Origin of the sequence: Methylobacillus sp. MM3 (assembly GCF_001645185.1) — a bacterium.
In the GTDB taxonomy this organism is placed as follows: Bacteria; Pseudomonadota; Gammaproteobacteria; order Burkholderiales; family Methylophilaceae; genus MM2.
The window spans coordinates 568,788-581,631 of sequence record NZ_LXTQ01000001.1; the positions used below are offsets into that span (position 1 = coordinate 568,788).

The 12,844-nt window shown below is 59.7% G+C and carries 7 protein-coding genes; all 7 read left to right on the top strand.

The window, feature by feature from the left end; genetic code table 11:
- Window positions 1-5 precede the first annotated feature (5 nt).
- From A7976_RS02665 to A7976_RS02695, 7 genes are read left to right on the top strand one after another with little or no spacing between them, the layout of a single operon-like run.
- Window positions 6-1,907: a methyl-accepting chemotaxis protein gene (locus A7976_RS02665; protein ID WP_067106449.1), complete on the top strand. Its 1,902-nt coding sequence runs from the start codon at window positions 6-8 to the stop codon at window positions 1,905-1,907.
- Window positions 1,901-3,538, top strand: coding sequence for a PAS domain S-box protein (locus A7976_RS02670; RefSeq protein WP_067106450.1), 1,638 nt, complete (start codon window positions 1,901-1,903; stop codon window positions 3,536-3,538). The genes A7976_RS02665 and A7976_RS02670 overlap by 7 nt, the downstream gene beginning before the upstream one ends.
- Window positions 3,539-3,546: 8 nt before the next feature.
- A complete protein-coding gene (locus A7976_RS02675; RefSeq protein WP_067106452.1) occupies window positions 3,547-5,745 on the top strand; it encodes a response regulator in 2,199 nt (732 codons plus the stop codon).
- 54 nt (window positions 5,746-5,799) lie between these two features.
- Window positions 5,800-6,900 (top strand): chemotaxis-specific protein-glutamate methyltransferase CheB, encoded by a 1,101-nt coding sequence (gene cheB, locus A7976_RS02680; protein ID WP_067106454.1) that lies wholly within the window; start codon window positions 5,800-5,802, stop codon window positions 6,898-6,900.
- A 20-nt stretch (window positions 6,901-6,920) separates the two neighbouring features.
- Entirely contained in the window at window positions 6,921-9,629 is a 2,709-nt protein-coding gene (locus tag A7976_RS02685; protein ID WP_067106456.1) for a response regulator, read from the top strand.
- On the top strand, window positions 9,614-9,994 hold the full coding sequence (locus A7976_RS02690; protein WP_067106457.1) for a response regulator: 381 nt from the start codon (window positions 9,614-9,616) through the stop codon (window positions 9,992-9,994). The genes A7976_RS02685 and A7976_RS02690 overlap by 16 nt, the downstream gene beginning before the upstream one ends.
- Before the next feature lie 18 nt (window positions 9,995-10,012).
- A complete protein-coding gene (locus A7976_RS02695; protein ID WP_067106462.1) occupies window positions 10,013-12,844 on the top strand; it encodes an EAL domain-containing protein in 2,832 nt (943 codons plus the stop codon).

Sequence of the window (12,844 nt, forward strand, 5' to 3'; positions counted from 1 at the left end):
AACGCATGGTTGAAAAAAACCTCAGTATCAGCCAGGTCAGAAAATTCGAATCGCTGTCGAAAAGCGCCGGAACGCTGGTCATGGCCGTCGGCATCATCGTGCTGATAGGTTGGGCGCTGGATAGTTCGACGCTTAAAAGCATACATCCCAGCCTGGTTTCGATGAAGGCGAATACGGCATTTTCGTTCGTACTGATCGGCCTGGCACTGCGGCTGTCACCGCAAAATCAATCCAGCCTGCATAAGTTGCGCATCGCTCACTGGAGTGCGACTACCGTCGCGCTAATCGGGCTGCTGACCCTGGGCGAGTACATGCTGGGCATGGATTTCGGTATTGACCAGCTGCTATTCACGGAAGTGCGGGATGCGGTGGCGACTTCGATGCCGGGAAGAATGTCCCCCAATGCAGCATTCAATTTCCTGCTGGCGGGGCTGGCGCTGCGGTTTCTGGATACCGAGACATGGGGCGGTCATCGGCCGGCACAGTACCTGGCGCTGGCCATGTTGATTGTGGCTTTGCTGGCACTGCTCGGCTACACCTATGACATCCGGCTGCTTTATGGCTTCGCAGCCCATACGAAAATGGCTTTACATACGGCGGCCACATTTGTGGTGCTGTCTCTGGGCATACTCGGCGCGCGCGCCGGACACGGGCTGATGGCAACCGTCAGCGGCGCAGGTGCTGGTGGCGAAATGGCGCGCCAACTGCTCCCGGCAGCCGTTGTCCTCCCTGTACTGATCGGTTGGCTGTGCTGGGCCGGATCGCACAGCGAGTTCTATGACAGCGAGTTTCGCCTGTCGCTGGTCGTCATGCTGAACATTTTTGTCTTCGCCGGTTTGATCTGGCGCTACTGCCGCTCACTCGAAGAAACGGACATCGACCGGCAGCACGCCGAAGCAGCCGTGCGGGAAGCGCGCGACGATCTTGAAAAGCGCGTGCAAGAACGAACGATAGAGTTGGTGAAAAGCACCGAAGCCGCGCAAAGGGAAATCGTCGAACGCACGCGCGCCGAGGCCAAACTGCACCAGCTCATGCAGGAGATGCTGGAAACGGTCAATGTGCTTAATGCGTCGGCGACGGAAATTCTGGAGGCCGCCATGCGGCTGGGTTCCAGTTCCGCCGAAACGGCGGCGGCGGTGATACAGGCCACCGCGACCGTGGAGGAAGTGAAGCAAACGGCAAAGCTTGCGACCGAGAAAGCGCGGTACGTCGCGGAGACGGCGCAAAACACCGCACAGGTCTCGCAACACGGCAGAAAGTCGGTGCAGGAATCGGCCGATGCCATGCACCACATCCAGCGGCAAATGGAATCGTCTGCCGAAAGTATCGTGCTTCTGTCCGAACAAAACCAGGCGATAGGCGAAATCATGGCCTCGGTGATCGATTTGGCGGAGCAATCCAAGTTGCTGGCCGTCAACGCGGCCATCGAGGCGGCAAAAGCCGGCGAACAGGGCAAGGGATTCGCGGTCGTGGCGCAGGAAATCAAGCGGCTGGCAGAACAGTCCAAACAGGCTTCCGCACAGGTCAGGACGATACTGAACGACATCCGCAAGGCAACCGGCACCGCCACATTCACCGCCGAACAGGGCAGCAAAGCGGTGGCATCGGGCATGGAGCGCTCCGCGCAGGCAGACGAAGCCATCCGCATGCTGACGGATAGCATCGAAGGCGCGGCAGAGGCAACGACGCAGATTGCCGTATCGGCGCAACAGCAATGGGCGGGGATGGATCAGGTGGCGCTGGCGATGCATAACATCGGGCAGGCAAGCGCAGAAAACGTGATCAGCACTCAACAGGCCGAGGAGACAGCCAGGAAACTGCACGAACTGGGCCTGAAACTGAAACAACTGGCAGCGGCCTATCAGCCGGAATTTGCCGAACCACAGGGAGTGGAGACCGTATGCTGAATCTGGGAAAAATATCTTGGGGTTTTGGTTTTATCGGGACGGGTGCAGGCTCGGGCATCTTTCGCCATATCGTCGAGGCGGCACCCAACGCCATCGTGCTGGTAGGAGCCAACGGCAAAATCGTGCTGGTCAATGCCCAGACTGAAAAACTCTTCGGCTATTCGCGCAGCGAACTGATCGGGCAGCCGATTGAAATGCTCGTCCCCAGGCGTTTTCGCGCCGCGCACCCCGGTTACCGCGACAGTTTCTTTTTCCATCCCAGCGTCCGCTCCATGGGCGCCGGGCGCGATTTGTACGGGCTGCGTAAAGACGGCCGGGAAATCCCCGTGGAAATCGGCCTCAACCCTATCCATGGCGGCGGGCGCGACCTGGTGCTCGCCAGCATTATCGACATCACCGAGCGCAAACGTGCCGAAGAGCGCTTCAAGCGCGTGGTTGAATCCGCACCTAACGCCATCATCCTGGTGGGAGAAGACGGAGACATTACGCTGGTCAACGCGCAGGCAGAAAAACTGTTCGGCTACACGCGCGAAGAGCTGATCGGCATGTCGGTCGACAAACTGGTGCCGGAGCGCTTTCGCGGCATGCACGGCGGCTATCGCTCGTCATTTTTCGCCAACCCCAGCGTGCGGGCCATGGGCGCGGGACGCGATCTCTTCGGGCTGCGCAAGGACGGCCGAGAATTTCCGGTGGAAATCGGCCTCAACCCGATCCAGAGCGAAGAAGGCAACCTTGTGCTGACCAGCGTGATCGACATCTCCGAGCGCAAGCGCATCGAGGCCGGGATGAGCCACCTGCTGCAGGAAATGCAGGCAACCGTGACCATTCTCACCGCCTCCACCAGCGACATTCTCGATGCCGCCAGCCAGGTGGCCTCGGGATCAACCAACACGGCCACGGCCGTCAGCGAGACCACCTCCACGGTGGAAGAGGTCAAGCAGACGGCGCTGATGGCTGCGGACAAGGCGCGTCATGTCTCGGAAACCGCTCAGAGAACCGCCGAAATCTCGCAGCACGGCAAGAAATCGGTCGAGGAATCCGTCAACGCCATGCGGCATATTCAGGGGCAGATGGAATCGGTGGCAGAAAGCATCATCCGCCTGTCCGAGCAAAGTCAGGCCATCGGCGAAATCATCGCTACCGTCAACGATCTGGCAGAACAATCCAACCTGCTGGCGGTGAATGCCGCCATCGAGGCGGCCAAGGCTGGCGAACAAGGCAAGGGCTTCGCCGTGGTAGCGCAGGAGGTGAAAAGCCTGGCGGGCCAATCCAAACAGGCGACCACCCAGGTGCGCGCGATTCTGGGCGAAATTCAGAAAGCTACCAATGCCGCCGTGATGGCGACCGATCAAGGAAGCAAGGCGGTGGAATCCGGCGTGCGGCTTTCCGGCGAAGTCGGGCAATCGATCAATGCACTGGCGGAAAGCATAGAAGAAGCCGCGCGTGCGGCGACCCAGATCGCGGTATCGGCGCAGCAACAACTGGTCGGCATGGATCAGGCGGTGCTGGCGATCAAGGGCATCAGTCAGGCTGCGCGCCAGAATGTGGATAGCGCCGGGCAGGCCAAGGCGGCGGCGGAGAACCTTCACACGGTCGGGCAGAAACTGAAACAATTGATGGAGCGGAGCTAGAAATCGCCATGGTGACGCCGGACAACAACGACGAACTCCTCAAGCGCCTGCTGACAACCTTCCGGCTGGAAGCGAGGGAGCATATCGACGCGTTGTATGCCGGCATCGCCGAGATGGAGAGCCAGCCGGAAGCAGCCAGGGTCGCTGCGCTGGTAGAGCAGGTTTTCCGCGAAGCGCACAGCCTGAAGGGCGCGGCGCGCTCGGTCAACCAGAGCGTCATCGAAAGCATCTGCCAGACGCTGGAGAGCACGTTCTCGGCGCTGAAGCGGGGCGAACTCGCCACCTCGCCCGCTTTATTCGACAGCCTGCAACAGACGCTGAACCAGTTGAGCGCGCTGCTGAACGAGGTGAATGCGGCGGCGCCCTCCCCGGCTGTCGAGTCGCAGGCGGCCAATCTCGAAACGTCACCGGATTTCACGCACGTGCCTGCGCCCAAGCCGGCTGGCAGCGAGAGAACCGGCCTGGGCAATACGGTGCGCATCGCCACCGAAAAGCTGGATTCCATTTTTTTGCAGGTAGAAGAATTGCTCGCGGCCAAGCTGCTGATACAGCAGCGCCGGCAGGAGCTCTCCTCCATGCAGACCCTGACCGCTGCAATGAACAAGGAATGGTCGAATTTCAGCAGCCAATACCCCGAGTTTCAGCACACGCTGGCGCAGCCGCCGCAATTGCAGGAGCTGCTGGAGCAGAACGCCGCCTTTATCAAGAACCTTAACCATCAACTCAATGCCATCGCCAAATCTACCGAACAGGACCAGCGCATGGTCGGCCGCATGGTGGACGAACTGCTGGAGGACATGAAAAAAGCCTTGATGCTGCCGTTCTCGACGGTGCTGGAAGCCCTTCCGCGCCTGGTGCGCGATCTGGCAAAACAGCATGGCAAGGAGATCGAACTGACGATGCGGGGCGAAGACCTCGAAGCCGACCGGCGGATACTGGAAGCGATCAAGGATCCGATGATCCACCTGATGAGAAACGCCATCGATCACGGCATCGAATTGCCCAGGGAGCGTGTGCGGCAAAACAAGCAGGAGTGCGGAAAAATCGTCATCACCATTCAGCCGCATAGCGGAAACCGCGTGGAGATCACCGTTTCCGACGACGGCGGCGGCATCGATACGGAGAAGGTAAAGACGCATGCCGCAAGGCTCGGCCTGTTAAGCCGGGAAGAAGCTTCGAACATGGACCAGACCGGGGCAATGGAGCTGATTTATCACTCCGGCGTTTCCACCAGCCCCATCATCACCGAAATTTCCGGCCGCGGACTGGGTCTCGCCATCGTGCGCGAAAAAGTCGACAAGCTGGGCGGCTCGGTCAATGTGACGACCCATTCCGGCGTCGGCACCAGTTTCCGCATCCTGCTGCCGCTGACTCTCGCAACTTACCGCGGCATCACGATACGCGTTGGCGAGCAGACTTTCGTGCTGCCCACCAGCCATGTCGAACAGACATCGCGCGTACTGAAGACCGATATCCGCACTGTGGAGAACCGTGCCACGGTGCGCCTCAACGGCGCAACTTTTGCCCTGGTGCGCATGGGCGACGTGCTGGAGATCGCGCACACCGAGGACGCGGCGGACCCGTTTATCCAGGTTGCCTTGCTGACGGCGAGCGGAAAGCATATCGCGTTCGTCGTGGATGAAGTGCTCAACGAGCAGGAAGTGCTGGTCAAGCGCCTGGGCCGGCAGCTTTCGCGCGTCCGCAATATTGCCGCGGCTACCATCCTCGGCAACGGCAAGGCGGTACCCATCCTCAACGTATCCGACCTGATGAGGTCGGCGCTGCAGGTGCCGGCCGCCAGGACAGCGAGCGTGATCGCAAAATCGCCGGAGATTACCCTCCAGCAGAAACACGTGCTGGTGGTGGAGGATTCCATCACTGCGCGCAGCCTGATCAAAGGCATCCTCGAACTGGCAGGCTACCGGGTCACGACCGCAGTGGACGGCGTGGACGGCTATACGCTGCTGCGCAACGGCGATTTCGACATCGTGGTGTCGGACGTGGAAATGCCGCGCATGGACGGATTCGATCTCACCGCGAAGATACGCGCTGACAAGAGGCTGACCGACCTGCCGGTGGTGCTGGTGACCGCGCTGGAATCGCGCGAAGACCGCGAGCGGGGCATCGATGTCGGTGCGGATGCCTATATCGTCAAACGCAGCTTCGAGCAGAGCAACCTGCTCGAAGTGATGGGACGGCTGGTTTAGGAGACATGACGATGCCCGGCCGACTCCACATACTCTACGGACAGGGGAAACGGCATGCCCGATAGCGCAAAAACAGCGTTGGCCCATCGTCCGCCCATACGCCTGCTGGTGGTCGAGGATTCGCCATCGGTGCGGGAATTCCTCGTTTATCTGTTCGCGTCGGATCAGGAAATCCAGGTCATCGCCACCGCCAGCAACGGCGAAGAGGCACTGGAGGCCGTCAAGACCAGAAAGCCGGACGTGATTACCATGGACCTGCACATGCCCAGGATGGACGGCTACGCGGCAACGCGCGCCATCATGGAAAACTATCCGACGCCTATCGTGGTGGTTACCGACAGCACGGCTTCGGATGACCGGTCCACTACCCTTTCCGCGCTGGAAGCGGGAGCGCTGGCAGTGATGAAACGGCCGACGGGCATCGGGCATCCCGACCATGCGGCAACGGCTCGCGAACTGATACAGACGGTGAAACTGATGTCCGAGATCAAGGTCGTCAAGCGCTGGGCGAAGCAAAAGACGCCTGCCGCACCGGCCCCGGATACGCTCCCGCCCGAACCGCCTCTCATGACGCCGGCTGCCCGCAAGCATTTCAGGCTCGTTGCCATCGGCTCCTCCACCGGCGGACCACTGGTTCTGCAGCAAATACTGTCGCACCTGCCCAAGGATTTCCCCATTCCCATCATCATCGTGCAACACATTGCGCAGGGATTCGCGGAGGGATTCGTGCAATGGCTGGCTGAATCCAGCAAGTTTGCGGTGGCGCTGGCCGTCAACGGCACCGTGATGATGCCGGCGCATGCCTATGTCGTGCCCAACGGATTCCAGGCCAATGTCGATACCTATGCCCGTGTCACGCTCAAAAAGGATGCGGCGGAAAACGGACACTGCCCCTCGGTTTCCACCCTGTTTCGCTCCGTGGCAAATGCCTACGGGGCCAGTGCCATCGGCATCCTGCTGACCGGCATGGGCAAGGATGGCGCGGCGGAACTTGGTTTGATGCGCGATCAGGGAGCGCTCACCATCGCCCAGGACAAGGAAAGCTCGGTGGTGCATGGCATGCCAGGCGCAGCCATTGCACTTGGGGCCGCCACGCAAGTGCTGGGGCCGGACAAGATCGTGTCGCTGCTGGCCGGCCTGGCGCAGCATTCATAGGGTTAGTCGAGGAGTATCCGATGCCGGAAAAACGCAAACAGACAACAACTCTCCAGGGCGCACGTATCCTGATCGCCGAAGATAGTCCGACGCAGGCGGAGCACCTCAAGTATCTCCTCGAGCGCAACAACTTCCAGGTAGCGGTGGCGTTCAATGGCAAACAGGCGCTTGAGCTGCTCGAAGCAATCGATCCGCAGCTCGTGATCAGCGACATTGTGATGCCGGAAATGAGCGGTTACGAACTCTGCCACGCCATCCGGCAGAACCCGCGCCACATCAATCTGCCCCTGATCCTGGTGACCTCGCTGGCCGATGTGCAGGACGTGCTGAAAGGTCTGGAATGCGGTGCCGACAATTTCATCCGCAAGCCCTATGACGAAAAATATCTGCTGGCGCGCATCGATTACCTGCTGATGAACCGCGCGATGCGCCAGAACCAGAAGATGCAGATGGGCATGGAGATTTACTTCTCGGGCCAGAAGCATTTCGTCAACGCCGAGCGGCAACAGATACTCGACCTCCTGATCTCGACCTTCGAGGAAGCCGTGCGTGTGAAGGAAGACCTGGAAGTGCGTCAGCAGGAGCTGATGCACGCGGCACTCTACGAACGCACCCACGGCGAAATATTGCGGCTATTCAATTCAACGCTGGACCGCGGCCGGATACTGAAAGGCATGCTCGAAATCCTCGGCAGCAATCATGGCTACCCGGTTTCCGCCGTGTATGGGTTCGACGAATGGCATGGCATCTACCGCCAGGAGGCGAGCCACAATACCAGCCCGGGCGCGCCGATGGAGCTCCGCTTCAGCGATGAAACGATACGCAGCGTGGCGCGCAACTCGCGGATTACCGTATTGCAGGACTACCGCGAGCACGCCGCTTTCACGGACGAGGACAGCGTCGCGCCGCACTTTACCCCCGCCTGCATCGCCCTGTGTCCCGCCATCCATCTCGACAAGTTGCTGGCCATCATCGTGGTTGTTTCCAACCATACGCTCGGCGACCGCGATCAGACCTTCCTCGAGCGTACCGCCGCCCAGCTCGGCGTGACCCTGCACAATGTGCAGCAGTACGACGATCTCAAGCTGCTTGCCGGGCAGTTGCGCTTGCGCAGCGAGGAAATCAGCAGACAAAACCTGCAACTGCTGGAAGCCAGCCGCATGAAATCGGAGTTTCTCGCCAATATGTCGCATGAACTGCGCACGCCTCTCAACGCCATCATCGGCTTCTCCGAGGTGATGCGCGACGGGCTGGTCGGCGACCTGACCGATCAGCAGAGGGAATACATCAACGACATCTTCGAAAGCGGCCAGCATTTGCTCTACCTGATCAACGATGTTCTCGATCTCTCCAAGATAGAGGCCGGGAAAATGGTGCTGGAGGGAGAGGAAACCAACGTTCAGCAACTGCTGCAGAATTGCCTTGCCATCATCCGCGAAAAGGCGATGGCGCATCGCATCCAGCTCACCACCGACGCGCCGGATACGCTGGGCACGGCCTGGCTGGACCCGCGCAAGGTCAAGCAGATCATCTACAACCTGCTGTCGAATGCCGTCAAATTCACCTCGGAAGGCGGCCGGGTTGCCCTATCGGCGCGCCGCCTATCGCGTGAGGATGTGCTTTCCCGCACCGAGTCGCGGCCGGAAATGCATACCGCCCTGGCAGGCGACGCGGCGGAATACCTGGAAATCTCCGTCACCGATACCGGCATCGGCATTTCCCATGCCGATATGTCGCGCCTGTTCCAGCCTTTCGTACAACTCGACAGCTCGCTCTCGCGCCGTTTCGACGGTACCGGGCTGGGGCTGGTCATGGTCAAGAAACTGGCCGATCTCCATGGCGGCTCGGTCTCGGTCGCCAGCGTGCAGGATCAGGGCAGCACCTTCACCGTCTGGCTCCCCTACCAGAGCGCCGCCGCCACGCAGCAGGCCGCCAGCGACGCGACAAGCATGAAGGCCGCAGGCAAGAGCAACGCCGCCCCGCTGGTGCTGATCGTGGAAGACGAATCCCGGGCGGCTGACCTGATCCGGCTGCAACTGGAAAAGGAAGGTTGCCGCACCGTGTGCGCGCCAACCGCCGAGATTGCGCTCGATAAGCTGCACGAAGGCTGCAACCCCGACCTCATTACCCTGGATATCCTGCTGCCCGGCATGGACGGCTGGGATTTTCTTGCCAAACTCAAGAGCGATCCCGCGCATGCGCATATTCCCGTCGTGATCATCTCAATCGTCGCGGACGGCAGCAAAGGGATGTCGCTCGGTGCGGCAACCATCATGCAGAAACCCATCACCGCGGACGAACTGGCATGCGCACTCACCGATCTGGGATTTGTCCAACCGGACGGTACGTCCACGGTGCTGGTCATCGACGACGACCCGAAATCGGTCGAAATCATTTCAACCTATCTGGAGAAGGCCGGCTATACGGTACTGCGTACCTATAGCGGAGCGGAAGGCTTGCAAGTGGCGCAATCGCATCAGCCCGACCTGATCATTCTGGATCTGATGATGCCGGAAATCGGCGGCTTTGACATTGTGGAGACCTTGAAATCCGCGCCTGAAACCGCCCGGATTCCCATCATCGTGCTGACCTCCAAATACCTTTCGGCGGAGGACCGCAAGATATTGAACGGGCACGTATTGCAGATCGTCAAGAAATCGCAGTTCAACCACGGAAACTTCATTGGCGAAGTGCACCGGGCACTTGGAAGAAAATGGCAAAAATCCTGATCATCGAGGACAACGTCCAGAACATGAAGCTCGCCGCTTTTCTGCTGAACAGCGCGGGGCATACGGTGATGCAGGCCAGTCATGCGCTGGGCGGCATTGCAATTGCGCAGCAACAGCACCCCGACCTGATCCTGATGGACATCCAGCTGCCGGACATGGACGGGCTGGCCGCGACCCGGATACTGAAAAGCGATCCGGCGACCCGCGACATCAAGATTTATGCGCTGACCGCCTTCGCGATGAAAGGCGACGAGGAAAAAATCTATGCAGCGGGCTGCGATGGCTATATCGCCAAGCCTATCCGTTACCAGTCCTTTCTGAGCACGGTGATATCCGCGATTTCGGGTAATCCTACAACCCAATAATTATATTTAGTGACCAAAATGAGCAATCTTGACGACATAGTTGCAACTGCCGAAAAGCTGGCAAGCGGCGATCTCCGGGCACGCACCGGGATCGAGGATGACGGCAGCGTCACCGGACGCCTGGCTGCCGCCATCGATAGCCTGGCGGACGGTTTCCTGGCTCATCGCCGCCACATCGAACAACTGACCCGGCAGCACCGGCGCAGCCTGCGCGCGCACCATATCCTGAGCGCAAGCAACCGCGCATTGCTGCGCTCGGCCGATGAGGCAAGCGAGTTGCAGGAGGTCACCCGGCTGATCGTGGAAGTCGGCAATTATCCATTCACCTGGATAGGCTACGCCGAGCACGATGAAAAACAGACCATACGGCCCATGGCGCACCACGGGATGCCGGGCAATCATTTATACGAGACAGAACTGACCTGGGCCGACAGGGACGGCGGCATGGGCGTTGCCGGTACCGCAATACGCAGCGGCAACCCGGTGCTCATCCGCGATGCGCCCAATGATCCTCGCATGGCGCCATGGCATGCCCATGCAAAAACATATGGACTGACCTCGGTGCTGGGGCTTCCGCTGTATTTCGGGAATCAGGTATCCGGCGTACTCGTGGTGTGGGCCGCGGAGCCCGACGCATTCGACAAAGAGGAAATCAAGCTTCTGATGGAAACGGTGGACGACCTGACCTTCTCCATCGAAACCATGCGTGCACGGGTGCATCAGCGCGAGGTTGAAGAAGCCTTCCGGCATGTCAGTCACCAGAAGGCACTGATACTGGAGTCGGCGGCCGAGGGCATCTACGTGGTCGATGCTCTTGGCGTCATCAATTTCGTCAACCCTGCCGCCAATACCATGCTGGGCTATGCGCCCAACGAGCTGCTCGGACGCAATGCCCACGACGCGGTGCATTATGCCTTGCCCAACGGCGATCCCTACCCGCGGGAGTCGTGCCCCATATCCGCTGCGACTGCCGTAGGGGCGACCGTGCAGCGCGTTCAGGACACATTCTGGCGCAAGGACGGCACAGCGGTGCAGGTCGAAGTCTCCAGCACGCCCATTTTCGAAGATGAAATACTCCACGGCGCGGTCATCATGGTGACCGACATCAGCGAGCGGGCTCGCTACATGGCGCAGCTCGAACGCAAGTCGAATTTCGACGACCTGACCGGGCTACCGAACCGTAACCTGCTGAACGACCGCCTGGCGCAAGCCATCGACCGCGCCCGTCAGGGAAAAAGCATGCTGGCGATTCTCGTCATCAATCTCAATCACTTCCGCAACATCATCGACAGCCTGGGCCACAGCACCGGCGACCTCGTGCTTCAGGCGGTCGGCAAAACCCTGCACGCGCTGGAAGGCGAAACGGACACCCTGGCAAGGACCGGCGGCGACGAATTCGTCTGGGTCATCGAAGTGGAACAGGAAGAGCAGGCCGCCGTGGCCGCTCGCGGTGCCCTCGAAGCATTGGCACAAGCGATGCTTATCGGCGAACGGGAAGTTTTTCTGACTGCCAGTATCGGCATCGGTATTTTCCCGCGTGATGGAGAAGACATCGACACGCTACTGAAAAATGCGACCACGGCCATGCATCGTGCAAAAAAAACGGAGGATCACCGCTTCAGCTTTTACGCGACCGAAATGAATGCCCGCTCGCTGGAACGCCTCGATCTCGAAAACGCATTGCGACGCGCATTGGAAAACGACGAGCTGATGCTCTACTACCAACCGCAACTCAGTCTGCACACCGGCGAAATCTATGGCGCTGAAGCCCTGTTGCGCTGGCAGCACCCCCAGCGCGGCATGGTATCGCCGGCCGAATTCATTCCCATCGCCGAAGCTTCCGGCATCATCGTGCCGCTCGGGGATTGGGTGCTGCGCACGGCATGCCGCCAGAACAAGGCATGGCAGAACGCCGGATTGCGCAACATTTGCGTCGCGGTCAACATGTCCGCGCGCCAACTCGACGCCCAGGATATTGCCGGCCTTGCCGCAAGCGTATTGCAGGAATCCGGACTGGACCCTGCCTATCTTGAGCTGGAGTTGACCGAAAGCATGATCATGTCCGATCCCGATGCTTTCATCGAGGCCACGCGCAAGCTGAAGGACATGGGCATATTCCTTTCCGTCGACGATTTCGGCACCGGGTATTCCTCGCTCAACTATCTCAAGCGCTTCTCCATCGACCGGCTGAAAATCGATCAGTCCTTCGTGCGCGACATCACCTACGACCCCAATGCCGCCGCAATCACGATGGCCATCATCGCGCTTGCCAAGAGCCTCAAGATGTTGACGATAGCCGAAGGCGTGGAAACCACCGCCCAGCTCAATTTCCTCAAAAACCGCGGATGCGACGAAATGCAGGGTTACTACTTCAGCCGCCCGATTCCCGCCAGGGAATTCGAATCGCTACTCGCCAAAGAGCACAAGCTGGTGTTTCCCGAGACTCACCATAAACCGCAGAACACAATATTGCTGGTAGATGACGAGCCTTCGATACTATCCGCACTCAAACGGCTGCTGCGGCGCGAAGGCTACACCATCCTCACCGCGGAAAGCGGCATGGAAGGCCTGAACCTGCTGGCTGGCAACGAAGTCGGCGTGGTCATTTCCGACGCGCGAATGACGCCGACCAACGGGCCGGATTTTCTCGCGAAAGTCCGCGAAATGTATCCCGATACGATACGCATCATTCTCTCTGGCTACACCGATCTTCAGGCGATCACCGAAGCCGTGAACAGGAGCGAAATCTATAAATTTCTCACCAAGCCCTGGGATGACGAACATCTTCTTCAAACAATACACACTGCATTTCGCCACCACGAAAACCAGCGGCAAAAAAGTAAGAACTGA

Bases quoted from the DNA above. Each gene is read 5' to 3' on its own strand.
- A7976_RS02695 (WP_067106462.1), top strand. From the start codon at position 10,013: ATGAGCAATCTTGACGACATAGTTGCAACTGCCGAAAAGCTGGCAAGC.
- A7976_RS02670 (WP_067106450.1), top strand. From the start codon at position 1,901: ATGCTGAATCTGGGAAAAATATCTTGGGGTTTTGGTTTTATCGGGACG.
- A7976_RS02690 (WP_067106457.1), top strand. From the start codon at position 9,614: ATGGCAAAAATCCTGATCATCGAGGACAACGTCCAGAACATGAAGCTC.
- A7976_RS02665 (WP_067106449.1), top strand. From the start codon at position 6: ATGGTTGAAAAAAACCTCAGTATCAGCCAGGTCAGAAAATTCGAATCG.
- cheB (WP_067106454.1), top strand. From the start codon at position 5,800: ATGCCCGATAGCGCAAAAACAGCGTTGGCCCATCGTCCGCCCATACGC.
- A7976_RS02675 (WP_067106452.1), top strand. From the start codon at position 3,547: ATGGTGACGCCGGACAACAACGACGAACTCCTCAAGCGCCTGCTGACA.
- A7976_RS02685 (WP_067106456.1), top strand. From the start codon at position 6,921: ATGCCGGAAAAACGCAAACAGACAACAACTCTCCAGGGCGCACGTATC.